This window comes from Microtetraspora niveoalba, from assembly GCF_001570405.1.
GTDB lineage: Bacteria > Actinomycetota > Actinomycetes > Streptosporangiales > Streptosporangiaceae > Microtetraspora > Microtetraspora niveoalba.
Window position 1 is genome coordinate 114,869 of sequence record NZ_BBYM01000020.1, and the last position, 23,253, is coordinate 138,121.

General features: G+C 71.0%; 20 protein-coding genes. 11 read left to right on the plus strand and 9 right to left on the minus strand.

The window, feature by feature from the left end; all coding sequences use genetic code 11:
• Positions 1-4: 4 nt before the first annotated feature.
• Positions 5-886, minus strand: a complete 882-nt coding sequence (gene ligD, locus AWQ70_RS21300) for a non-homologous end-joining DNA ligase (protein ID WP_067178826.1) — start codon at positions 884-886, stop codon at positions 5-7.
• Between the two features lie 114 nt (positions 887-1,000).
• On the opposite strand from ligD, the gene ku reads away from it, so the two are divergent.
• Positions 1,001-1,939 (plus strand): non-homologous end joining protein Ku, encoded by a 939-nt coding sequence (gene ku, locus AWQ70_RS21305; RefSeq protein ID WP_067178828.1) that lies wholly within the window; start codon positions 1,001-1,003, stop codon positions 1,937-1,939.
• A gap of 503 nt (positions 1,940-2,442) precedes the next feature.
• Here ku and AWQ70_RS21310 read toward each other — a convergent pair.
• The 8 genes from AWQ70_RS21310 to AWQ70_RS21345 form a co-directional block, all read right to left on the minus strand.
• The gene (locus tag AWQ70_RS21310; RefSeq protein WP_067178830.1) at positions 2,443-2,802 is read right to left on the minus strand and encodes a hypothetical protein; all 360 of its coding nucleotides are present in this window, start codon (positions 2,800-2,802) and stop codon (positions 2,443-2,445) included.
• A 577-nt stretch (positions 2,803-3,379) separates the two neighbouring features.
• Positions 3,380-3,859 carry a hypothetical protein gene (locus tag AWQ70_RS21315; protein WP_067178832.1) on the minus strand — a complete coding sequence of 160 codons (480 nt, stop codon included), beginning with the start codon at positions 3,857-3,859 and terminating at the stop codon, positions 3,380-3,382.
• A 609-nt stretch (positions 3,860-4,468) separates the two neighbouring features.
• On the minus strand, positions 4,469-4,963 hold the full coding sequence (locus AWQ70_RS21320) for a hypothetical protein (RefSeq protein ID WP_067178833.1): 495 nt from the start codon (positions 4,961-4,963) through the stop codon (positions 4,469-4,471).
• 601 nt (positions 4,964-5,564) lie between these two features.
• Entirely contained in the window at positions 5,565-6,059 is a 495-nt protein-coding gene (locus tag AWQ70_RS21325; protein WP_067178835.1) for a hypothetical protein, read from the minus strand.
• Positions 6,060-6,665: 606 nt separating this feature from the next.
• On the minus strand, positions 6,666-7,157 hold the full coding sequence (locus AWQ70_RS21330) for a hypothetical protein (protein ID WP_067178837.1): 492 nt from the start codon (positions 7,155-7,157) through the stop codon (positions 6,666-6,668).
• A 572-nt stretch (positions 7,158-7,729) separates the two neighbouring features.
• A complete protein-coding gene (locus AWQ70_RS21335) occupies positions 7,730-8,095 on the minus strand; it encodes a hypothetical protein (RefSeq protein ID WP_067178838.1) in 366 nt (121 codons plus the stop codon).
• Between the two features lie 497 nt (positions 8,096-8,592).
• The gene (locus AWQ70_RS21340; protein WP_067178840.1) at positions 8,593-8,964 is read right to left on the minus strand and encodes a hypothetical protein; all 372 of its coding nucleotides are present in this window, start codon (positions 8,962-8,964) and stop codon (positions 8,593-8,595) included.
• Between the two features lie 547 nt (positions 8,965-9,511).
• A complete protein-coding gene (locus tag AWQ70_RS21345; RefSeq protein WP_067178841.1) occupies positions 9,512-9,838 on the minus strand; it encodes a hypothetical protein in 327 nt (108 codons plus the stop codon).
• 289 nt (positions 9,839-10,127) lie between these two features.
• On the opposite strand from AWQ70_RS21345, the gene AWQ70_RS21350 reads away from it, so the two are divergent.
• The 10 genes from AWQ70_RS21350 (at position 10,128) to AWQ70_RS21395 (ending at position 23,251) form a co-directional block, all read left to right on the plus strand.
• Entirely contained in the window at positions 10,128-11,030 is a 903-nt protein-coding gene (locus AWQ70_RS21350; RefSeq protein WP_067178843.1) for an alpha/beta fold hydrolase, read from the plus strand.
• A gap of 83 nt (positions 11,031-11,113) precedes the next feature.
• Positions 11,114-12,292 (plus strand): adenylyltransferase/sulfurtransferase MoeZ, encoded by a 1,179-nt coding sequence (gene moeZ / locus AWQ70_RS21355; RefSeq protein WP_067178844.1) that lies wholly within the window; start codon positions 11,114-11,116, stop codon positions 12,290-12,292.
• A 105-nt stretch (positions 12,293-12,397) separates the two neighbouring features.
• Positions 12,398-13,117 (plus strand): hypothetical protein, encoded by a 720-nt coding sequence (locus AWQ70_RS41390; protein WP_245647077.1) that lies wholly within the window; start codon positions 12,398-12,400, stop codon positions 13,115-13,117.
• A complete protein-coding gene (locus tag AWQ70_RS21365) occupies positions 13,111-14,346 on the plus strand; it encodes a S8 family peptidase (protein ID WP_067178917.1) in 1,236 nt (411 codons plus the stop codon). The genes AWQ70_RS41390 and AWQ70_RS21365 overlap by 7 nt, the downstream gene beginning before the upstream one ends.
• Before the next feature lie 9 nt (positions 14,347-14,355).
• A complete protein-coding gene (locus AWQ70_RS21370) occupies positions 14,356-15,186 on the plus strand; it encodes a hypothetical protein (RefSeq protein ID WP_067178846.1) in 831 nt (276 codons plus the stop codon).
• Positions 15,180-16,316, plus strand: coding sequence for a S8 family serine peptidase (locus AWQ70_RS21375; RefSeq protein ID WP_067178848.1), 1,137 nt, complete (start codon positions 15,180-15,182; stop codon positions 16,314-16,316). Before AWQ70_RS21370 ends, AWQ70_RS21375 begins: the two co-directional genes overlap by 7 nt.
• 101 nt (positions 16,317-16,417) lie before the next feature.
• Positions 16,418-16,789, plus strand: coding sequence for a hypothetical protein (locus AWQ70_RS21380; RefSeq protein ID WP_067178850.1), 372 nt, complete (start codon positions 16,418-16,420; stop codon positions 16,787-16,789).
• Positions 16,777-17,079, plus strand: coding sequence for an MGMT family protein (locus AWQ70_RS21385; protein WP_067178853.1), 303 nt, complete (start codon positions 16,777-16,779; stop codon positions 17,077-17,079). The genes AWQ70_RS21380 and AWQ70_RS21385 overlap by 13 nt, the downstream gene beginning before the upstream one ends.
• 49 nt (positions 17,080-17,128) lie before the next feature.
• Positions 17,129-20,023 carry a CDP-glycerol glycerophosphotransferase family protein gene (locus AWQ70_RS21390; RefSeq protein ID WP_067178854.1) on the plus strand — a complete coding sequence of 965 codons (2,895 nt, stop codon included), beginning with the start codon at positions 17,129-17,131 and terminating at the stop codon, positions 20,021-20,023.
• Between the two features lie 54 nt (positions 20,024-20,077).
• Complete coding sequence (locus AWQ70_RS21395; RefSeq protein WP_067178856.1) at positions 20,078-23,251, plus strand: ATP-dependent helicase; 3,174 nt, start codon at positions 20,078-20,080, stop codon at positions 23,249-23,251.
• Positions 23,252-23,253: the final 2 nt, after the last annotated feature.

Below are 23,253 nucleotides of genomic sequence, written 5' to 3' on the forward strand. Positions count from 1 at the left end.
CCGGCTAAGCGGCGGAGGCCCGGAACAGGTCTCCGCACCGCTGGACCCGATCCAGCACGTCCCGTGCCGTGAAGACGAGCTGTCCGGGGTCTCCGCAGGCATCCACCTCTTCCCAGGAAAGCGGGGTCGACACGGTGGGGGCGCCGCCGGCCCGCAGGGAGTAGGGAGCGACCGTGGTCTTGGCCGGGTTGTTCTGGCTCCAGTCGATGAACACCTTGCCGGGACGTTCCCGCTTCGCCATCACGCTGGTGACGAACGTGTGCTCGCGCTCCATCCGCCGGGCCAGCGCCCTGGCGTACGCGGAGGTGTCCTCGTCGCGGTCCCAGGGCACGTAGACCTGCATGCCCTTCATGCCGCTGGTCTTGGGCACCCCCTCGTGGCCGTCCGCCTCAAGGGCCTCGCGGAGCAGGAGGGCCACCTCGCAGCACTCCACGATGGTGGCCGGGGCGCCCGGATCGAGGTCGAAGACCAGAGTGTCCGGCGGCAGCGGGTCGCCCCGCTCGGTGACGCGCCACATGGGGACGTGGATCTCCAGCGCGGCCAGGTTGGCGTAGTAGACGAGCGTCGCGAGGTCGTCCACCACCGCGAAGTCGATCGTCTCGCGGTTCTTGGTGCTGCCGGACGCGGGCAGGGTGACCGTACGGACCCAGGCGGGGGTGTGGCCGGGGACGTTCTTCTCGAAGAAGAACTGGCCGTCCACGCCGTCGGGATAGCGCTTCACGGTCAGCGGCCGGCCGCGCAGGTGGGGGAGGAGGACCGGGGCGATCCGGGTGTAGTAGTCGATGACCTCGGCCTTGGTGAACGAGGCGCTCGGGTACAGGACCTTGCCGAGATTGGTGAGCGCGAGGCGCCTGCCCTCGACCTCGACCCGTACCTTCCCGGTCACGCCGCACCTCCGGAGGCGGCCGATAGGGCGCCGCCATAGTGGGTACCTGCCCAGCAGGTAAGTCCTTTGAATCCCTAGATGGTGTAGTTCGAACAAAGAGACGAGAATGTGGTTATGCGCAGCATCTGGAAGGGCGCGATATCGTTCGGGCTGGTCACCATCCCCGTGAAGCTCTACTCCGCCACGGAGCAGAAGGACGTCTCCTTCCACCAGGTGCACCGGGAGGACGGCGGGCGGATCAAGTACAAGCGGGTCTGCACGGTCGACGGCGAAGAGGTGCCGTACTCCGACATCGCCAAGGGATACGAGCTGGCCAGCGGCGACATGGTCGTGCTGACCGACGAGGACTTCGCCGACCTGCCGCTCACCACCTCCCGCCGCATCGACGTGCTGCAGTTCAGCCCGGCCGAGCAGATCGACCCGATCTACTTCGCCAAGTCGTACTACCTGGAGCCCGAGGCGCAGGGGGCGAAGCCGTACGTGCTGCTGCGGGACGCGCTGGAGCGCTCCGGGCAGGTGGCGATCGTGAAGGTGGCGCTGCGTCAGCGCGAGTCCCTGGCGACGCTCCGCGTCCGCGACGGCGTCTTCGTCCTGGAGACGATGTTGTGGCCGGACGAGGTGCGCGAGTCGGACTTCGCCTTCCTCGACGAGGACATCGACGTACGCCCGCAGGAGCTCAAGATGGCGGAGTCCCTGATCGACACGATGGTCGCGGACTTCGATCCCGGGGAGTACAAGGACACCTACCGCGAGGCGCTGCAGGCGATCATCGAGGCGAAGGTCGCGGGCAAGGAGGTGGTCGTTCCCGAGGGGCCCGCCGAGGAGAAGCCCGCCGTCGATCTGATGGCCGCACTGCGCGCCAGCGTCGAGGCCGCGAAGAGGGAGCGCGAGGGACGCGAGCCGGCCGCGAAGAAGGCGGCGGCGTCCGGCGGGAAGACCGCCGCGAAATCCGCGGGGAAGGCCGGAGGGAAGGCCGCGGCGAAGAAGGCGGCGTCCGAGGCCGAGGACGAGGAGAAGGCGCCGCGCAAGCGCGGAGCGCGCCGCTCCGCCTGACGGCTCTTGTACGTGGGCGGAAACGCCCGGGGAAGGGCCGGCGCGGCGTGCCGCGGCCAGGTGACCGCCGCATGACGGGAACCCCGGGCGGCGGCTGCGGTCCCGGCGACGTCCTGTCCCGCATCCTGTCGGTGGACCTACTGCCCTGACGCCACGTCCGCCGACGGCTGGTGTGGCGAGACGGACGGGCGGGGAAGACGGGCGCACTCTCGCACGTCACCGCGCACGGCTGATCGCGACGGCCAGGCCGCCGACCGGTCTGGGTCGTGGTGGAAATGGAGCGGCCATCCGGCCGGGAGTCTCCCCGGCCGGATGGCCCTGTAGTAGGGAAGGCGGGGAGCCGACGGCTCTCGTCCGCGACGTCCGCCTATATGCGCTTAAACGATGAATCTCATCGTGTGGGTGAGGAGACGGAAGTCTCCCCCTGTGTGGTCCACGCCTCCCCGCGGATCTCGCTCTCAGGTCGAGCGATGATCACGATGAGGTCGTGAGCGCGGCTCCACTCAGCCGACGGCCCCCGGGACCGGCACGGCGCCGGTGACCGCCGGTTCCGGCCGCTCTCGCAGGAACTCCAGGACCTGCCTGGGCAGGTGGATCGTGATGTTGTTGATCACGTTCTGACGCTGCCGCTGGTGCTGCCGCTGGTGCCCGCGCTGGTGCTGGCGGTTGCGGTTGTGGTTGCGGTTCCAGTTGCGGTTGCGCTGGGCGCGCCCCCAGCCGCCGCCGCAGCCCCCGCCGCAGCCGGCCTGGACGACGGCCGCGCTCGCCGTGGTCGTGGTGGTGGCCGCGCCGAGCGCCACGGCTCCACCCGTCATCGCGGTGCTGATCGCCAGCCCCGCGATGACGCTTTTGAACTTGGGCATTGCGCTTCTCCTTTGAAAGGAATTGATTGTCTCTTACCTTTCGCCGCTCTCCGGGATGAGATGGAGAACGATTGAGATCATCCGGAGTGGATCATCTCGATATCGTCTTGATTGCCGAGATTGCCGGGCGACAAACGGTGAGGTACGGATCTTTGGTGTCACATGTGTTTTGTTGAATATGCTCCGCCGGGAGCGATCCTTTGATTGAAATGAGAAATCGCCGACGGTGAGCCGTTCGGGCGATCGGGTATGAGGGCCCCTCGGGTCGATTCGGGCGGCCGAATGCGGGAGGCGTGCGGGAGGCGCCGGTCCAGCGGGATCCGGCGCCGTCTCCCGGTACACGGAAAGGCCCGTCCGGGCGGCTTGGGCCGACCGGACGGGCCGTGGTTCTTCCAGTTGGGTGAGACCGGACGACGACCTGCCGGCCTTCGGGCGGTGCGTGATCCAGGTGACGCGCGGGGCGACGCCGCGTCCCCGATCCTTCCGCTCACACGAGGTCGCCGGGTTCACACCGGCGCCGATGTGTTGAGCGGACCGACCTCCCGGTCGTTCACGGTCTCACAACGGTGAAATGCGCTTACCGCTGGTTGGCGGTGCCGGCGGCGTTGCCGTTGCCGCCGTTGCCGCCGTTGGCGTTGGCGTTGGTGGAGCCGGCGATGGCGCCGCCGTTGCCGCCGTTGCCGCCGCGGGCCAGGACGAGCTGGGCGAGGATGTCCTCGGCCCGCAGGCCGCGCTCCTCACGGACCTGCTCGCGCACGCGCTCCCGCGGGATGTGCACGCGGACGTTGTTGATCACGTTCTGGCGCTGGTGCTCCTGCTGGCGCTGGTGCTCGCGCTGCTGCTGGTGGTTGCGGTTGTGGTTGCGGTTGTGGTTGCGGTTCCGGTGGCCACGGCCCCAGCCGCCGCCGCAGCCGCCGCCGCAGCCGCCGCCGCACCCGACCTGGACGACGCCGGCGTTCGCCGCGGTGGCCGTGGTGGCGGCGCCGAGCGCGACGGCTCCGCCGGTCAGCGCGGTGCTGATGGCCAGCAGCCCGACGAGGTTCTTGAACTTGGGCATTGCGTTTCCCCCTGAAGGAATCAGATTCCTCTTGACGCTTCGACACTTTCGGGGAACCCCCCGAAGAATGCCCCGGATGCCCTTGATGTGGCATTTCCGTAATGTCTTGATTTCCGGCGGAGGGAGATGACAAACGCCGCAATTCCCTCCTTGGTCGGCTCTTTTCATTTCATTGGGCGCGCCGCGTGCGACACGTTCGTGTTGGCGGCGCAGACCTTCACGACGCGATTCGGTCCCGTATGTAGGCGGGCGTCGGATCGGCGTGCGGTCGCGTGTTCTTCGGAAAAGGCCGAACATGGAAAACCCTGCCCGGCTCGCACGAGGCGAGGCCGGGCAGGGTGGTGTTTTCCGCGAGGGAAGCGTTATGGGGGTGCGCCCTCGCTGCCGGTGTCGTAGCCGTCCCGCGTCTGGGGCTTCCGGCCCTTTTCCGGCCTGGTCGCGTTTCTCGTGAACGCGGGTCAGGAGGAACCGCGTGCCAGGTGGCACGCGGAGAGGCGGGGATACGGCTTTCGCACACCGGCGGACTGACCGCCGCCGGTGTTCTCGTCAGGTGAGACCGGCCTCACGCGCGTGTCGCCGGGCGGTCTCACGGCCGGAGAATGCGCCTACTTACGGCCGGTTGTTGGCGTTCTGGTTGGCGGCGCCTGCGGCGTTGCCGGTGCCGCCGTTGCCGCCGTTGGCGTTGGCGTTGGTGGAGCCGGCGATGGCGCCGCCGTTGCCGCCGTTGCCGCCGCGGGCCAGGACGAGCTGGGCGAGGATGTCCTCGGCCCGCAGGCCGCGCTCCTCACGGACCTGCTCGCGCTCGCGCTCCCGCGGGATGTGCAGGCGGATGTTGTTGATCACGTTCTGACGCTGGCGCTGCTGCTGGCGCTGGTGCTCGCGCTGGTGCTGGCGGTTGCGGTTGTGGTTGCGGTTCCAGTTGCGGTTCCGGTTGCCGCGACCCCAGCCGCCGCCGCCGCAGCCGCCGCCGCAGCCGCCGCCCCAGGTCTGGACGACGGAGGCGTTCGCCGTGGTGGCCGTGGTGGCGGCGCCCAGCGCGACGGCTCCGCCGGTCAGCGCGGTGCTGATGGCCAGCAGCCCGACGAGGTTCTTGAACTTCGGCATTGCGTTTCCCCCTGAAGGAATCAATTCCGCTTGACGCTTCGACATCCTCGTGGAATCCCCCGAAGAATGCCCCGGATGCCGCTGATGTGGCATTTCCGTAATGTCTTGATTTCCGGGTGAAGGAGAGGGCAAACGCCGCTGTTCAGTTCTTAGTCGGCTCTTTTCGTTTCATTGGGCGCGTCGCGCAGAGAGTGGTTATGTGGATGACGCGGAGCCGTTCGGGAGGAGATTCCGCCGTGTGCGGCTATGTGGGCGTCACGCAGTTGTTTCCCCGTGCTCTTCGGAATGTGCGAAAAACCCTGCCCGGCTCGCACGAGGCGAGGCCGGGCAGGGTGGTGTTTTCCGCGAGGGAAGCGTTATGAGAGTGCGCCCTCGCTGCTGGTGTCGTAGCCGTCCCGCGTCTCGGGCTTCGGCCCTTTTCCGGCCTGGTCGCGTTCTTCTCGTGAACGCGGGCCAGGAGGAACCGCGTTACAGACGGAACGCGGAGAGGCGGGGATACGGCTTTCGAGCACCGGCGGCCAGGCCGCCGCCGGTGTTCTCGTCAGGTGAGACCGTCCGCCGCTGTTCGATCGGCGGTCTCACGGCCGGAGAATGCGCTTACTTACGGGACCAGCTGCTCGTCCTGGTTGGCGGCGCCTGCGGCGTTGCCGTTGCCGCCGTTGCCGCCGTTGGCGTTGGCGTTGGTGGAGCCGGCGATGGCGCCGCCGTTGCCGCCGTTGCCGCCACGGGCCAGGACGAGCTGGGCGAGGATGTCCTCGGCCCGCAGGCCGCGCTCCTCACGGACCTGCTCGCGCACGCGCTCCCGCGGGGTCTGCACGCGCACGTTGTTGATCACATTCTGACGCTGGCGCTGCTCCTCGCGCTGGTGCTCGCGCTGGTGCTGGCGGAGGCGGTTGTGGTTGCGGTTCCAGTTGCGGTTCCGGTTGCCGCGACCCCAGCCGCCGCCGCCGCAGCCGCCGCCGCAGCCGCCGCCCCAGGTCTGGACGACGGAGGCGTTCGCCGTGGTGGCCGTGGTGGCGGCGCCGAGCGCGACGGCTCCGCCGGTCAGCGCGGTGCTGATGGCCAGCAGCCCGACGAGGTTCTTGAACTTGGGCATTGTGTATCCCCCCGAAGGAATCAGGTTCCTCTTGACGCTTCGACATCTTCGTGAAAGCCATCCGAAGAATGCCCCGGACGCCCTTGACGCGGCATTTCCGTATTATGTTGATTTCCGGATCCGTGAGACGACAAACGCCGCGGTTCCGCTCTTAGTCAGCTCTTTTCATTTCGTTGGACACGTCGCACATTGCGCCTCTCCCTGAACGGCACGACTCTGCTCGCAGAGGGTTTCCAGCGCACGGCGGTGCGGGCGCCCGAGCGGTTCGTGTTCTTCCGGGAAAAGGATCCCGCGTCAAAAAACCTGCCCGGCGTCGCATGAATGCGGGCCGGGCAGGGTGGTGCCTCTCGGCGAGGGGTGAGCCGGTAGAGAGCGCCCTCGCTGTTCGCGCCGGGGCCGGTCCGACGGCGGGGACCTTTTGTCCCCTTTCCGGCCTGCTCGCGTCCTTCGTGAACGTCGGTCAGGAAGAACCGCGTAGTTATAAGTACGCGGATACCGTGGAAACGGCCTTCAGGCGCGACGGCGGCACATGCCGCCGGTTATCTGGAAGGTGAGACCGTCCGCCGCTGTTCGCTCGGCGATCTCACGGCCGGAGAATGCGCTTACTTACGGGACAAGCGGGTTGTTCTGGTTGGCGGCGCCGGCAGCGTTGCCGGTGCCGCCGGTGCCGCCGTTGGCGTTGGCGTTGGTGGAGCCGGAGATGGCGCCGCCGTTGCCGCCGTTGCCGCCGCGGGCCAGGACGAGCTGGGCGAGGATGTCCTCGGCCAGGATGTCGCGGACGTCGCGGCCATCCTCACGGAACGGCTCGCGCTCGCGCTCCCGCGGGATCTGCAGGCGGATGTTGTTGATCACGTGCTGGCGCTGGCGCTGCTGCTGGCGCTGGTGCTCACGCTGGTGCTGGCGGAGGCGGTTGTGGTTGCGGTTCCAGTTGCGGTTGTGGCTGCGGCCACCCCAGCCGCCGCACCCGCCGCCGCCGCAGCCGACCTGGATGACGCCGGCGTTCGCCGTGGTGGCCGTGGCGGCGCCCAGGGCGACGGCTCCACCGGTCAGCGCGGTGCTGACGGCCAGCAGCCCCAGGAGGTTCTTGAACTTGGGCATTGCGATTCTCCCTTGGAAGGAATTGATTTGCCCCGGCACTCTGGAATTCCGGGAATTTTCTCGGAAGCGTGCCCGGATGACCCTTGCCGGATCATCTCCACGGTGTCTCTGATTTCCGTCCGTGTCGGGCGGCAAACGGTGGTTGGCGGCTCTTAGTCTTTGCTTGTCGCTCTATTAATGAAGTAGGTCGGTTGAAGTTGATTTGCCACTGATGCCCCTTATGTCGGAATTTCTGGGGGAGCAATCGGTGCGGATCGCCCCGTGGCGAGGGGCCGCGCCCGCTCGGCCCGTGCCGTACGAACAGGGGGACGGGGCGGTCAAAAAAAGAAATCCGGCCGGCGAGACGCCGGCCGGATGAATGTGATTTCCATGTGGATGGGATGACGGCTCGCGGACGGGAGGCGCGCCGCCGTCCCTATGAGAGTCGTCCCTATGAGAATCGTCGAGAACGTACGTGCTTTCCGGACGGTGAACGGGAGTCGGCGCCTCGCCCGCGTTACGTGCCCTGATCCCGTGCGCGCGGCGCGGAGCCGTCGGTCCGGCCGTGCTCCCGCCTCGGTGGGTGCGGCGGCTCAGTCGAGGACTCGGAATTCGCGGACGATGTCCCTGCCGTTGGAGCTCGACGTGGTGGTGGCGGTCGGCGGCAGGTTGCGGTCGGCCGGGACGACGACGTCGTTGATCAGGAACTGCGTCTGCTCCTGGTTCTGCTTCTGCTCCTTGTGCTGGCTCTGGTTCTTGTTGTTCCAGTTGCGGTTCCAGCCGTTCCCACAGCCGCCGCCGCCGCAGCCGCCGTCGCACCAGCCGTCGCCGCAGCCGTCGACCCGGACCATGCCGGCGTTCGCCGCGGTGGTGGTGGTCGCCGCGCCGAGCGCGACGGCGCCCGTGATCATCGCGGCGCCGGTGGCGAGAAGCCCGGCGAGTCTTGTGAACTTGGGCATTGCGTTTCTCCTTCGAAAGGAATGCGTTCGCCCTCCCGGTCCGGCGTTTCGGAGATTTCCGGGTCGCCGCGGAGGACGGCGGAGCGACCTCGGTGATCACTCCCGCGGGTCTGTGATTTCCTTCCGTATCGAGCGGCAAACGATGGTTGGCCGCTCTTAGGCGCTGCTTGTCGCTCTATTACTAATGTTGCGATGATAAACGCAGATTTGCGGGAACTCGCGAGATATGTCCGAGTTGGAGAGGCGCGCAAAAATCCGGCCGGCGAGATGCCGGCCGGATCGGACGCTATTTCCCGGCGAGGGCCGCGGATGGCCGCCCTCCTCGGAGCCCCGCGCCCACCGGGCCGGGTTCCGCCTCTCCTCCGGGATTCGGGATGTCAACTCGTCAGGCGTGCCCGCGCCCTCCGCGGCCTTCCGCCTCCTGCTGCGAGGCCGTACGGCCCCGGAGGAACGCGGGCACGTGGGATCACTTCTCGCCGGCGCCGGCGGGCGGCTCCTTAGATGCCGTCGTCGTCGCCTTCGCCGTCGAGCACGGCGGCGTTGGACAGGATCTCCGGCAGGTCGTCGTCGAACTCCTCACCGTCGCGGCCCACGCGGATGTTGTTGATCACGTGCTGGCGCTGGCGCTGGTGCTCGGTCTGACGCTCGTGCTGACGCTGGTGGTTGCGGTTGTGGTTGCGGTTGTGGTTGCGGTTGTGGCCGCGGCCACCCCAGCCGCCGCCGCAGCCGCCGCCGCAGCCGCCGCCCCAGGTCTGGACGACGGAGGCGCTCGCCGCGGTGGTGGTGGCGGCGGCGCCGAGCGCGACGGCTCCGCCGGTCAGCGCCGTGCTGATGGCGAGAAGCCCGACGACGTTCTTGAACTTGGGCATAGCGATTCTCCCTTGAAAGGAATTGATTTGCCCGACACTCTGACGTTCTCCGAATTCGGAGAATTCGCGGATGACCCTTACGTGGATCATCTTCGCGTCGTCTAGATTTCCTTCGGCGTCGAGCGATAAACGGTGATCGGAGGCTTTTGCCGTCCGCTTGTCGCTTTATTGGAGACGTTGCGCGATTACTGCTACTTATGCGGTGATGTGCGCTATATGTCGCAATTGCGCCCTATGGTGAACGCCCTGAGGGGCGGGCGTGCGCCCCTATGGCGAACGCCCTGATGAGTGGGCGGGGAACGCGAAAAGACCACCCGGTCGGCGGTGTACGCCGACCGGGTGGTCCCGGTCTTGCTGTGGTGAGGGCTCCCGCGACTCCTCATTGCGGGAGCCCTCGGGTGTCATCGCGGTGGATCACCGTCCACCGCCCCGTGTAGTGCTCTCGTTCTTCCGTCGTGCCCGCGCTCTCCGTGAGGCTCGCGTCCGGCCGGAACCGCGGCTCCGGTGGAGCGTGGGCACGTCACGAATCCTTCGTCGCCTCCGTTGTTTAGAAGTCGTCGAAGCCCCGGTCGAAGCCCCGGTCGCGCTCACGGCCGACGCGGATGTTGTTGATCACGAACTGGCGCTGGTTCTGGTTCTGACGGTTGGTCTGGTGCTGACGGTTGTGGTTCCGGTTGAAGTTGCGGTTGTGGTTGCGGTTGCGGCCGCGGCCACCCCAGCCCCCGCCGCAGCCACCGCCGCAGCCGCCACACCCGACCTGGACCACGCCGGCGTTCGCCGCGGTGGTGGTGGTCGCCGCGCCGAGCGCCACGGCACCGCCGGTCAGCGCCGTGCTGATGGCGAGCCCCGCGATGACACTCTTGAACTTGGGCATTGCGTTTCCCCCTTGAAAGGAATGGTCGCCCCGTTTTTCGACGTTTTTCAAATGCCTCTGAAAAACGACTCGGATGTCACTGGATGGTGCATCCTGGTTGTCTTGATTTCCGTGCAGAGCGCCCGACAAACGGCAATCGTGCGCTTTTACTCCGCGCTTGTCGCTTTATTGACGATGTTGAACTCTTATTGCTGATTATGATGTGATATGTCCCGTAATGTCCGATTTAGGATGGCGGGGTGGGGGAGGGCGATATCGTCGGAAGCGGCGGGTGGACAGAGGAGGACGCGTGGGTGCCGAGCCGATTCCGGACTGGCCGGGAGAGCTGATCGAGCTGGGAGACACGCGGATCCACGTACGGGCGACACCGAGCGGACCTGAGGAGCGGGCGGTGTTCGTCCACGGGCTCGCGGGCTCCGCCACCAACTGGACCGACCTGATGGGCGAGCTGGCCGGCGAGGTCAGCGGCCGGGCCCTCGACCTGCCCGGAGCGGGCTTCTCGCCGGCGCCCCCCGACGGCGACTACTCGGTGGACGGCCACGCCCGCGCGGTCGTCGCGCTGATCGAGCACCTCGGCGGCCCGGTCCACCTGTTCGGCAACTCTCTCGGCGGCGCGGTGTCCGTACGCGTCGCGGCCACCCGGCCCGAACTGGTCAGGTCGCTCGTCCTCGTGTCACCCGCGCTGCCCGACCTGCTCCCCAGGTACGGCCCGGCCCGCGTGGCCGTCTCGGCCGCCCCGCGCGTCGGGGAGTGGGCGATCCGGCGGATGAGCGCGGTCCCCGCCGAGCGGCGGGTCCGGGCGACGCTCGGCATGTGCTACGCCGACGTCGGCCGCGTCCACCCGGAACGCGTACGGCTCGCCGTGGAGGAGCTGCGCCGCCGGGACGCGCTGGAGCACGCGGGCCAGGCGCTGGTCGGCTCCGCCAGGGGCATCGTGGGCGAGTACTTCCGCACCGGGCCGGACAACCTGTGGCGGCAGGCCGCCCGGGTGACCGCGCCCACGCTGGTGATCCACGGCCTCAGGGACCGGCTCGTGGACGCCCGGATGGCGCGGCGCGCCGGACGCGCGTTCCCCGATGTGCGTCTCGTCACAATCCCCAACGCCGGGCACGTCGCGCAGATGGAGTTTCCCGGGATCGTGGCCCGCGAGGCCGCCCGGCTGATCGCCGAGACACGCGTACGCGCCGGGTGACCTCCCGATTGGGGAATGCGGAAGGGCCCCGGTTAGGTTGTCACTAGATGCTTGTGATGACCCCCTGAAACGGGAGTGGGACTGTGTCGTTGCCACCGCTGGTAGAGCCGGCAGCAGAGCTGACCGTCGACGAGGTGCGCCGCTACTCGCGCCACCTGATCATCCCCGACGTGGGGATGGCCGGGCAGAAGCGGCTCAAGAACGCCAAGGTGCTCTGTGTGGGCGCGGGTGGCCTGGGTTCCCCCGCGCTGCTGTACCTCGCCGCGGCGGGCGTCGGCACGCTCGGCATCATCGACTTCGACGTCGTCGACGAGTCCAACCTGCAGCGTCAGGTCATCCACGGCCAGTCCGACGTCGGCCGCCTCAAGGCGGACTCCGCGGCGGCCAGCGTCCGCGAGATCAACCCGCTCGTCAACGTGGTGATCCACAACGTGGCCCTCACCACGGACAACGTGATGGACATCTTCTCCGGCTACGACCTGATCGTGGACGGCACCGACAACTTCGCCACGCGCTACATGGTCAACGACGCGGCGGTGCTGCTCGGCAAGCCGTACGTCTGGGGGTCCATCTACCGCTTCGACGGGCAGGCCAGCGTCTTCTGGTCGGAGCACGGGCCGTGCTACCGCTGCCTCTACCCCGAGCCCCCGCCCCCCGGCATGGTGCCGTCCTGCGCCGAGGGCGGCGTCCTCGGCGTGCTGTGCGCGTCGATCGGCTCCATCCAGGTCAACGAGGCCATCAAGGTCATCACGGGCATCGGCGAGCCGCTGGTCGGCCGTCTGATGATCTACGACGCGCTGGAGATGAAGTACCGCGACGTCAAGGTCCGCAAGGACCCCGAGTGCCCGCTCTGCGGCAAGAACCCCACCATCACCGAGCTGATCGACTACGAGGCGTTCTGCGGCACCATCTCGGACGAGGCGCAGGAGGCCGCGGCCGGTGCCACGATCACGGCGCTCGAGCTCAAGGAGATGCAGGACCGCGGCGACGACGTCTACGTCATCGACGTCCGCGAGCAGAACGAGTACGAGATCGTCAACATCCCCGGCGCCGTGCTGATCCCCAAGGGCGAGTTCATCAACGGCTCCGCCCTGGAGGGGCTGCCGCAGGACAAGAAGATCGTCCTGCACTGCAAGTCGGGCGCCCGGTCGGCCGAGGTCCTCGCGATCCTCAAGAACGCCGGTTTCGCCGACGCCGTCCACGTCGGCGGCGGCGTGCTGAGCTGGATCAAGGCCGTCGACCCCTCGCTGCCCACCTACTGACGCACCGCCGCCGCGACCGCCGTCCCCCGATCGGGACGGCGGTCGCGGCGTGGTCGTTTCGGCTTTTCGATGGATTTGTGCCGAGGTGGGGTTAAGGTCGCTGACGTGAGTGGGACACGGACGTGGCCGGCGCTGATGGTGGCGTCCGCACTCACCGTGATCTGCGCCGTCATCGCCGCGGTGGCGGCCGGCGCCGCGGCCGGCGAGCTCACCAGGGGCCCGAGCGCCGGCGAGCTGCGGCAGGCGTCCGCCGCCGAGGTCGCCCGCAGGTGGGAGCTCTGGCCCGCCGGCCGGATCTTCCCCGCCACCCTCGGTTACACCGGCGAGCAGGGCGGCCGGGAGAAGGCCAGGAGGGTCGGCATCTCCTCGCGCACCGACTGCGCCGCCGCCGTCGACGCCCCCCTGCGCGCCCCCGTACGCGCGGCCGGATGCCGCGCCGTCCTGCGCGCCACCTACATGGACGAGCTCCAGGGGATCGTCGTCACGGTCGGCGTCGCCGCCTTCCCCGATCCCGTCTCCGCGTCGGCCGCCGAGGCGGCCTTCCCCAAGGCCGGGAAACCCTCGCCCGGGCTGCGGGCCCTGTCCTTCCCCGGCACCGTGACCGACCGGTTCAACGCCGACAGCCGCCAGGAGAGCACCGTCAGGCAGGCCGGGCCGTACGTCGTGCTGACGACGGCCGGGCAGGTGGACGGTCGTCCGGCGCGCTGGGTCGGCAGGCAGCGCCCCACCATCTTCACCTTCACCGGCGATCTGGCCGGGCAGATCGCGGCGGCGCTCACCGCGCCCGCCGCGCCCGACTGCGACGCCAGGGAGTGGAGGTGCTGAGGCCGCGCGTCCTCGCCGCGCTCGCGGCCCTCACGATCGCCCTCCTCCCCGGCGCGGCGCACGCCGACGACGTGCGGGCGAGCCAGGACGCCGTGCTGCGCACGCTCGACCTCACCCGCGCCTGGCGGGTCACCAAGGGCGCGGGCGTCACGGTCGCGGTCCTCGACTCCGGCGTCGACCCCCGCCACCGCGACCTCGCCGGATCCGTGATCACCGGCAGGGACTTCACGGCGGGGGCGAACCCCAAGGGCGTTCCCCCCACCCGCCTGCACGGCACGTACATGGCCTCGCTGATCGCCGGGCACGGGCACGGCCCCGGGCGCGAGGACGGCGTCATCGGCGTCGCGCCGGAGGCGAAGGTGCTCTCCGTGCGGGTGATCCTCGAAGACGAGGAGCCCGGCTTCCGCTCGTTCAACTCCGACGTCCGCTACGAGACCGTCGTCGCCAAGGGCATCAGGTACGCCGTGGACCGCGGCGCCGACGTGATCAACCTGTCGATCTCCAAGGACCTGCCGACGGAGGAGGAGCGGGACGCGATCCGGTACGCCATCTCCAAGGGCGTGGTCCTGGTCGCCGCGGCGGGCAACGACGGCGCGGGCAAGCGCGACGCGCCGTACTCCTATCCGGCGGCCATCCCCGGGGTCATCTCGGTCGCCGCGGTCACGCCCGCGCTGCGCCGCGCGACGTTCTCCAACCGCAACTCCTCGGTCATGGTGGCCGCGCCCGGCGTGGACATCCTCGGCGCGGGCCCCGGCGACGAGTACTGGGTCGGCCGGGGTACCTCCCAGGCGACCGCCCTGGTCTCCGGGGTCGCCGCGCTGATCAAGGCGCGCCATCCCCGGATGTCGCCCGCCCTGGTCGCGCAGGCCCTCACCTCCTCAGCCTCCACCAGGAACCGGTACAACACCGGCACCGGCTTCGGCGTGGTCAACGCGCACCGGGCCCTGACCACGGCGGCGGACCTCGCGCGGCACCGCGCCACCGCGTCCGGGCCGGGCGTGCAGGATCCGGCGCGCAAGGTCGGCGCCGCGGAGCGCGACACCGAGCCCGTGGCGGTGGTCAGGCGCGACCAGCGGGCCATCGTCGTCTACGGCGCCGTCGGCGTCGCCGGGCTCATCGGCGCCGGCACCGGCCTGGTCGTCCTGGTCCTCCTCGTACGGCGGGCCAGGCGCGACGACGACGACACCCTGGCCCCGCCTGCTCCTTGGCGAACGGGGCCTCAGACGTAGCATCGAGGTATGTCGCCCGACCAGCCGGGGAAGCGGCCCGGCGCGCATCCGCGCAGCTCGTCCACGCGACGGGCGGAGGCGGCCCGGGCGGCGGCGGAGCGGGCCGCGCTCGCACGCGGCGTCCGGCTCCGTTCGACGTACCTCACGATCATGGGCGTCGTCCTCGCGGTCGCCGCGGTGAACGTCCTGCTCGGTGCGGTGGGCGTGCTCCGGGAGACGCGCCCGCGCCCGCTGACCCAGTCGGAGCGCGCCCGGTACGCCCAGGAGGACGTCGCGCGCCGATGGCGGGCCTGGCCGGTCGGCATGGTCTTCCCCGAGGAGCTCGAGTACGCCGGGCTCGGCCGCGCGCAGCAGTACGCCCGCCGGGTGGGGGTGGCCCCCGAGACCTCCTGCGCGGCTGCGGTCGACTCGCCCGTGGCATCCGTGCTGCGCAGGTACCGCTGCCTCACGATGTTGCGGGCGACGTACGTGGACCAGACGGCGACGTTCGCCGTCACGGTCGGGGTGGCGGTGCTCCGCGACGAGCAGACCAGGGTGGACGCCGCGGCCAAGCTGCCGCAGGACGACCGGGTCGGCGTGCGGCCGGTCGCCTTTCCCAACACGGTTACGGACCTCTTCGGCGCGGCGCAGCGGCAGCGGACGAGCTGGGTCGGCGCCGGGCCGTACATCGTCTTCTCCTCGGTGGGGTACACCGACGGTCGGACCCGTGACTCCGTACCTGCGGAGGAGCAGTTGAACAGCGAGATGTGGCCGGCCGCGCAGTCGATCGCCGCGCGCATCGCCCGATCCCTGGCCGAGCCGCCGGAGGTCCCGCGGTGCACCCAGGGGAACGTGTGCTGAGGCGGGCGGCGCTGTGCGCCGCCGCCTTCGCCCTCGCGTCGCCGCCCGCCGCGCCGGGTCACGCCGCGCCCCTTTCCTTGCCCGCTGTTTCCGCCCCCGGCGGTGAGCACGCGGTGCTCGACGCCGTCAACGCCGAGAAGGCGTGGAAGGTCACCAGGGGCGACGGGGTCCTCGTCGCCGTGCTCGACGGCCGGGTGGACGACACCGCCTCCGAGCTGAAGGGCCGGGTCGAGCAGGGACCCGACATGACCGGCACCGTCTTCGGCCGGGCCACGTCGCCGCCCGGGGAGGCGACATCCGCCGCCTCCCTGATCGCCGGGGACGGGAGCGGGGGCGGCACGTGGGGCGTCGCGCCGCGGGCGCGCGTCATGTCGATCCCCGTGATCTCCGAGACCCCGGCCGCCGGCTTCGTCGATCCGCAGGCGGAGCCGGGAGCCGCGATCGACAGCCCGCTCGCCCGCGCCATCCGGCACGCCGCGAACAACCGGGCGAGCGTCATCAACATCCCCTCGGGCTCCTACACGGTCGGCCGCATGGACCGCGACGCGATCTCGTACGCGCTCTCACGCGGCGTCGTGATCGTGTCGGGCGTGGGCGACGGAGGGGACCACTGGCGGTTCCCGGCCGGATATCCCGGCGTCGTGGGCGTGGCCGCGGCGGGGAAGGGCACCCCCTCCGGCGCGAACCTGTCCGTCCTCGTCGCCGCGCCCGGAGTGGACCTGCCCGTCGCCCTCCCCGGCGGCGGCCACGGCCGCAGGACGGGCAGCGGCCCGGCGAGCGCCGTCGTCGCGGGCGTCGCCGCCCTCATCAAGGCGCGGTACCCGGACCTCAAACCCGAGCTGGTGGCCCGCGCCCTCACCTCCTCGTCCCGGCGCGAGGGCGCCGGATACGACAAGAAGACCGGCTTCGGCGTCGTCGACGCGGCGGCGGCGCTCGCGAGGGCGGGCGAGCTCGGCGGGTACGAACGCGCGGTCCCGGTGGAGGAGGACCTGCACTTCGGCGACGGCCGGCTCGCCCCGGCGCCCGAGCGGCCGGGACCCGATCCCGTTAGGCTCTGGATCTACGGCATCGGCGTCTTCCTCGGCGTCTGCGCGTTCACCGCCGCGGTCGCGGCGCTCACTCGCCGGTGATCACATGTTGATGCCCGTTCGGCTGCGGTTCGGCTGCGGTGTGGTCGATCTCGGCACTTTCGGGCACAGGCGGGGGCAAAGGTTCGCTAGGGTCCCGGCTCATGGGGTACGAGCTGCGCGTCGAGCGTGAATCACCGCTCGCCTACGCCGAACTCGCGAGCGTGGTTTCGGCGCAGGCCGGATTCGAGCTGCGCGGGTCGCACGAGGCCGGCGAGATTCTCGCGCGGCACGGCGACGCCGTGCATCCGGTGGCGACCTGGTCGGGCCGGCTGGCCGGCCAGCCGGGGTCGGACTGGCACGTGGCCCAGCTGGCCCTGCTCTCCGACCTCGTCGGAGCCCGTCTCGTCGGCGAGGACGGCGAGGCGTACGGCATCAGGAACGGCATCGTCGAGCAGATCCACGGGACGTCGAGCTACGAGTTCGGCAAGCTGGAAGAGATCATCGCGGCCGGGCCGGCCGAATGGAGCGCCTGAACGAGTACGCCGAGCGGGTGCTCGACGTGGTCGAGCTGATACCGCCCGGCAAGGTCATGCCGTACGGGGACATCGCGGAATACCTGGGGGAGGGTGGCCCGCGGCAGGTGGGACGGGTCCTGTCCCTCTGGGGCGGCGGCGTCCCCTGGTGGCGCGTGCCCAGGGCGGACGGGTCCCCGCCAGTGGGGCACGAGGCCGAATGCCTCGCCCGATGGCGCGAGGAGGGCACGCCGCTCCGGGGAGAACGAGCGGATATGAGGCTCGCTCGATGGGACGGACGCACCCGCTGACCGCTTACCATTTCTAGAACACCGGTCTCCGAAGGGTGGTGCCTCCCCTATGACACCCGCGCCCACGAGCGACACCGTCGCCGACCGTCTGCGGGCTGTTCAGGAGCTTTATGACCGGGGTGAGTCCATATCGTCACTGGTCGAGCGGGTCCGCGAGCCCGGCCTGGGGCCGGCGGAGCGCCGCGAGGTCGACCACGAGGCGCTGGCCGGGCCGCTCGGGCTGAGGCTGGACGCGGCGGCCAAGCGCGGCGCCGCGCGCCGCCGCGAGGCGATCTCCGCCCTGAGACCCTACCTCGCCGAGGTGGACGCCCGCGTCAAGAGGGACCTCCCGGTCGGCCGCCGCGCCGGCTACCACCTGATCGAGACCCGCGACCCCGAGGAGCTGGCCGAGAGCGACGCGCTGGCCAAGCTGGCCGCCGCCGCGGCCGAGCCGTCCCGGCGGGTGCGCAAGGGCTTGCGGTGGTACGCCGACCTGCCCGTCGAGGTGGACGACAAGCTGCTGCGGCTGCGCAAGGCCGACCTCGTCCCGGTGACGCAGATCGACGACATCTCCTGGGTCGGCGGGCGGCTGCGGATCACCGGCCACGCGTACCTCGCCGGGCTGTCGGTGCGCAGCCGCCGGTTCAACCGGGCCACGGTCGTGCTCAAGGGGCCGCGCTGGTTGCCGCGCGTGACGCTCAGGACCCGGCGGATCTACTATCCCGAGGCCACCCACGCCGCCAAGGAGCCGGGCTGCAACTACGACTGGGCGGGGTTCACCGCCGAGTTGCACCCGTTCTCGCTCCGCTGGCGGGCCGCGTTGCGCGCGGTGGTCCGCGGCGGAAAGCGGGTGCTCAAGCGCCGCCACACCGTGCAGGACACCACCACCTGGCGGGCCGAGATCGCGATCTGGAGCCGCATGGCGCGGGCGACCGGCCCGCTGCGCGGCCCCGCCATCGGCCGCACCGAGCGCCCGGCCGGGCTGCGGGTCAAGCCGCGCTGGTGGGTGCGCCCGGTGTGGACCTCCGACAAGGCGCTCCAGGTCGTCCTGCAGCCGACCCGGGCCGAGCTGACCGGCGTACGGCGCGAGGGCGACAACGTCGTGCTCACCGGCTTCATCCCCGGCCATCCGGTCACGCGTGGCAAGGCCAGGGTCGGCGGCCACCGGATGGCGGCGGAGTTCGCCCCGGTCGAGGGCGGCAGCGAGTTCTCGCTGGTGCTGGGTGTGCAGACGCTGCTCAAGGACCGCGACGCGCGCCGGCTCTGGGTCGAGCCCAAGGGCGAGCCGGCCGCCGCCGTGATGCTGGAGGGCGGCGAGGAGACCCGGATCATCGTCGGCGACCGCGAGATCACCGTCCAGGGTGACCGGCGCGACCGCGTCGTCGTCTCCGGGCACAAGATCCTTCCCGTGATCGCCTCGGCGGAGTGGCACGACGACGCGCTCACACTCAAGGGCAGGTACCCCGACCCCGACCCGGGGCCGCGCGACCTGCTGCTGCGCCACCGAGGCGGCCTGATCATCCGCGTCCCGCTTGAGCGGGACGGCGAGGAGTTCTCCGTACGGCTCGCGCCCGGCGCGATGCCCCGCTTCGGGGGCGCCGTCCCGCTCGCCGAGGGCATCTGGAGCATGTCGGTCGCGCCGCCGGGCAAGCACGGTCCCGCGATCGCGCAGGCCCGCTTCGACCACGCCGGGCTCGACGGCCTGGACGAGGAGCGGCGCACCATCGACGGCCGCGTCTACCGGTTCGTGGCGACGCGGTACGACGTGCCCGTGCTCGTGGCGGCGGAGGACCGGCCGGGCGACGAGCGCAGCGCCGCCGGAGTCTGGGCGCTGAGCCGCAACTTCTACCCCTCCGAGCGGGCCAAGCCGCTGCGCGAGGCCGCCGTCTACGTCTCCTCCGACGGCAGGTCCTACTCCGACAGCCCCCGGGCGATCTACGAGGAGCGGCTGCGCCGGGGTGACGACGGCGAGCACATCTGGGTCGTCAGGGACGGCGCGTTCGTCCCGCCGGGCTCGGCCGAGCTGGACCTTCCCGGCGACATCGTCCCCACGGTCGTCAGGGAGGGCAGCCGGGAGCACTACGAGGCGCTGGCCCGCGCCCGGTACGTGATCTCCAACGGTTTCCTGCCGCCCTGGTTCCGCACCCGCGACGACCAGGTGTGCGTGCAGACCTGGCACGGCTCGCCGGTGAAGCACATCGGCCGCGACCTGCCGCACATGCGCCGCGAGCCGCGGCCGCCGGTCTGGCACCGGCAGGCCGTCGAGGTGCGCGGCTGGGACGTGCTGATCTCGCAGAGCCCCTGGGCGTCCTCGGTCATGCGCAAGGCATTCGGCTACGAGGGCGAGATCCTGGAGAGCGGATACCCGCGCAACGACGTGCTCGTCGGAGACCGCGAGCCCGCCGCGAGCCTGATCAGGCGGCGCGTGGGCATCCCCGAGGGCAAGCGGGTCATCCTCTACGCCCCCACGTTCCGCGACTACGACCGCAGGAACGCCTCGGTGAAGCTGGACCTCGTCGACGCGCGGCGGGCCCTCGGCGCCGACCACGTCGTGCTCGTGCGCGGCCACGCCATGCAGGCGTTCCCGCACGTGCCGTCCCTCGACGGGTTCGCCATCGACGTCACGACATATCCGGACATGGCCGATCTGCTGTTGATCGCCGACGTACTGGTCACCGACTACTCCTCGACGATGTTCGACTTCGTCGCGAGCGGCCGGCCGGTCGTGCTGTTCACGCCCGACCTGGACAAGTATCGGTCGAGCCGCGAGCTCTACCTCGACCTGGAGTCGCAGCGGCCGGGCCCCAGGCTCGCCACCTCGCCGGAGGTCGTCGAGGTCCTGCGGTCGATCGACTCGGTGTCGGCCAGGCTCGCCGACCGGTACGCCTCGTTCGTCCGCACGTACGCGCCGCACGACAACGGGAAGGCCGCCGCCCGGGTGGTCGACCACGTGTTCCCGTCCTGACCTCGTGCCCAAGAGGGCACGATCAGCTCCCGTGGTCTGGTGGAATGGCGTGTTATGAGTTATCGGCTGGTGCGGCGCGGAGCGGTGGGGCGGCACGCGGCCCCCGTTCTCGACGAGCACCAGCGGGCCGTCGTCGAGCACGGCTCGGGGCCGCTTCTCGTGCTCGCCGGTCCGGGCACCGGGAAGACCACCACCATCGTCGAGAGCGTGGTCGACCGCATCGAGCGGCGCGGCGTCGACCCCGAGCGCGTCCTCGTCCTCACCTTCAGCCGCAAGGCCGCCGGTGAGCTGCGGGAACGCATCACCGGCCGGCTGCGCAGGACGACCAGGACGCCGCTGGCGCTGACCTTCCACAGCTACGCGTACGCGCTGCTCCGGCGGGAGGCGGTGCTGGCGGGCGAGCCGCCGCCCCGGCTGCTGACCGGCCCGGAACAGCTCCTGGAGGTCCGCCGGCTGCTGCACGGCGAGCTGGAGGACGGCGCCCGGCACTGGCCGCAGCGGATGCGCGAGATGCTCGGCACCCGCGGCTTCGCCGAGGAGCTGCGCGACTTCCTGTCCCGTGCCGCCGAGCGCGGCCTGGACGGCGACGCCCTGGTACGGCTCGGTCGTGACCACGGCAGGGAGGACTGGCAGGCCGCCGGGCGGTTCTCCGACCGCTACCAGGACCGGTTCGACCTCGACCCGGTGCCCTCGCTCGACTACGCCGAGCTGATCCGCGCCGCCGCCGGCCTGCTCACCGACGGCGACGTGCGGCGGCGCGAGCGGGCCGCCTACGACGTCGTCTTCGTGGACGAGTACCAGGACACCGACCCGGCCCAGGAGCTCGTCCTCCGGCAGCTCGCCGGAGACGGGCGCGACCTGATCGCGGTGGGCGACCCCGACCAGGCCATCTACGGGTTCCGCGGCGCGGACGTGCGGGCGATCCTCCGGTTCCCGGAGCGGTTCCGCACGCTGGACGGCCGGGACGCCCCGGTCGTGGCGCTCCGGGTGTGCCGCCGCAGCGGTCCCGAGCTGCTGGAGGCGTCCCGGCGGGTCACCACGCGGCTGCCCGCCACCTTCACCGCGCACCGCGACCTGCTCTCCGTGCCCGGGGCGGAGCCCGGCGGCGTGCGCGTCCTGATCGCCGACAGCGTCGGCCAGGAGTGCGCCGTCGTCGCCGACACCCTGCGCCGGGCGCACCTGCTCGACGGCGTGCCCTGGTCGCGGATGGCCGTCCTCGTAAGGAGCGCCGCCCGGCAGATCCCGCCGCTGCGCCGCGCGCTGGTCACGGCCGGGGTGCCGGTCGTCGTCGGCGGCGACGAGGTTCCGCTGATCCAGGAGCCCGGCGTCCGGCCCCTCGTCACCCTGCTCAAGGTCGCGGTCCGGCCGTCCACGCTGGACGCGGCGACCGCGGAGGAGCTGCTCACCGGCCCGCTCGGCGGCACCGACATGATCGGCGTACGGCGGCTGCGGCGGGCGCTGCGCGCGGCGGAGCAGGCGCAGGCCGCCGAGGACGACGGGACGTTGCCGTTCACGCCCCGCTCCTCCGACGAACTGCTCGTGGCGGCGGTCCGCGACGCCCGCGAGCTGGTTCCGATCGAGCCGCATGTGGCCGCCCCGGCCGAACGCGTCGCCGCGCTCCTCAAGATCGCCCGCTCCGCCGTACCGGACGGGCCGGAGGCCGTGCTGTGGGAGGTCTGGCAGGCCAGCGGGCTGGCAGAGCGGTGGACCGACGTCAGCATGTCCGGCGGGTCCAGGGGCGCGCAGGCCGACCGCGACCTGGACGGCGTCGTGGCGCTGTTCGACTACGCCGCCCGGTTCGTCGACCGGCTGCCCAAGGCGGGCGCGGAGGTCTTCCTCGACGACCTGATCGCGCAGGAGATCCCCGGCGACTCGCTCGCCGAGCAGGCGCCGGACGGCGAGGCCGTACGCATCATGACCGCCCACCGGTCGAAGGGCCTCGAATGGGACGTCGTGGTGGTGCCCGGCGTCCAGGAGGGCGTCTGGCCCGACCTGCGGCTGCGCGGATCGGTCCTCGGCATCGAGTCGCTCGTCGAGCTGGCCGGAGGGGGCACGCCGGACACGGCGGCGCTCGACACCGGAGCCGCCGCGGCCGCGCTCGCCTCCAAGCTGCTCGCCGAGGAGCGGCGGTTGTTCTACGTCGCCGCCACCCGTGCCCGCCACCGGCTGGTCGTGACCGCGGTCGGCGGTGAGGACACCGACGAGCGGCCCTCCCGCTTCCTGACCGAGCTGCTGCCCGGCGGCGCCGAGCCGGTGACCATGGACGACCGGGCCCGCTGGCTCAGCATGCCGGCGCTCGTCGCCGACCTGCGCGCCGCCGTCTGCGACCCGGAACGGCCCGAGGCCGTGCGCCGGGTCGCCGCCACGCACCTCGCCCGGCTGGCCCGGGCCGGTGTGCCCGGCGCGAGCCCCCGTGACTGGTACGCCCTGACCCCCCTGTCCGACGACCGCCCGCTCGGCTGGCCCGACGACGTCGTCCGCGTCTCGCCGTCCGCCGTGGAGAACTTCACCAAATGCGGGCTGCGGTGGGTCCTGGAGACGGCCGTGGGCGCGGGGAGCACGGGCGTCACGCAGAGCCTCGGCACGGTCATCCACGCGATAGCCGTACTGGCGACCGGCGACGACCCGGACCTCGCGCGGCGGCTGGACGAGATCTGGGACCAGTTCGACTTCGGCGGCGTCTGGTTCAACCGCAAGCAGCGCAAGATCGCCGAGCAGATGGTCGAGCGGTTCCTGGCCTGGCACCGGGAGAACCCCCGCGAGCTCGTCGCGCTGGAGGAGCCGTTCACCGCCGTGCTGTCCGACGGCGTCCACATCAAGGGCAGGGTGGACCGGGTCGAGCGGGACGGGGACGGCCGGGCCGTCATCATCGACATCAAGACCGGAGGCACCAAGCCCAAGGACGGCGAGCTCGACCGGCACCCGCAACTGGGGGTCTACCAGCTCGCCACCCTGCTGGGCGCGTTCAAGCGGCACGGCCTGGCCGAGCCGGGCGGCGCCGAGCTGGTGCAGGTCGGCAAGGCCGCCGGGACCACGGGCGCGGCCAAGGTGCAGGCGCAGAGCGCCCTCGGCGAGGACGCCGACCCCGGCTGGGCGAAGGACCTGGTCGAGACCGTCGCGGCCGGCATGTCCGAGAAGGTCTTCGTCGCCAAGGTCAACGACGGCTGCCGCACCTGCGCCGCGAAGATCTGCTGCCCCGTCAACGACAGCGGAGGTCAGGTGTGCTGAGC

Bases quoted from the DNA above. Each gene is read 5' to 3' on its own strand.
- ku (WP_067178828.1), top strand. From the start codon at position 1,001: ATGCGCAGCATCTGGAAGGGCGCGATATCGTTCGGGCTGGTCACCATC.
- AWQ70_RS21310 (WP_067178830.1), bottom strand. From the start codon at position 2,802: ATGCCCAAGTTCAAAAGCGTCATCGCGGGGCTGGCGATCAGCACCGCG.
- AWQ70_RS21315 (WP_067178832.1), bottom strand. From the start codon at position 3,859: ATGCCCAAGTTCAAGAACCTCGTCGGGCTGCTGGCCATCAGCACCGCG.
- AWQ70_RS21320 (WP_067178833.1), bottom strand. From the start codon at position 4,963: ATGCCGAAGTTCAAGAACCTCGTCGGGCTGCTGGCCATCAGCACCGCG.
- AWQ70_RS21325 (WP_067178835.1), bottom strand. From the start codon at position 6,059: ATGCCCAAGTTCAAGAACCTCGTCGGGCTGCTGGCCATCAGCACCGCG.
- AWQ70_RS21330 (WP_067178837.1), bottom strand. From the start codon at position 7,157: ATGCCCAAGTTCAAGAACCTCCTGGGGCTGCTGGCCGTCAGCACCGCG.
- AWQ70_RS21335 (WP_067178838.1), bottom strand. From the start codon at position 8,095: ATGCCCAAGTTCACAAGACTCGCCGGGCTTCTCGCCACCGGCGCCGCG.
- AWQ70_RS21340 (WP_067178840.1), bottom strand. From the start codon at position 8,964: ATGCCCAAGTTCAAGAACGTCGTCGGGCTTCTCGCCATCAGCACGGCG.
- AWQ70_RS21345 (WP_067178841.1), bottom strand. From the start codon at position 9,838: ATGCCCAAGTTCAAGAGTGTCATCGCGGGGCTCGCCATCAGCACGGCG.
- AWQ70_RS21370 (WP_067178846.1), top strand. From the start codon at position 14,356: ATGTCGCCCGACCAGCCGGGGAAGCGGCCCGGCGCGCATCCGCGCAGC.
- AWQ70_RS21380 (WP_067178850.1), top strand. From the start codon at position 16,418: ATGGGGTACGAGCTGCGCGTCGAGCGTGAATCACCGCTCGCCTACGCC.
- AWQ70_RS21385 (WP_067178853.1), top strand. From the start codon at position 16,777: ATGGAGCGCCTGAACGAGTACGCCGAGCGGGTGCTCGACGTGGTCGAG.
- AWQ70_RS21390 (WP_067178854.1), top strand. From the start codon at position 17,129: ATGACACCCGCGCCCACGAGCGACACCGTCGCCGACCGTCTGCGGGCT.
- AWQ70_RS21395 (WP_067178856.1), top strand. From the start codon at position 20,078: ATGAGTTATCGGCTGGTGCGGCGCGGAGCGGTGGGGCGGCACGCGGCC.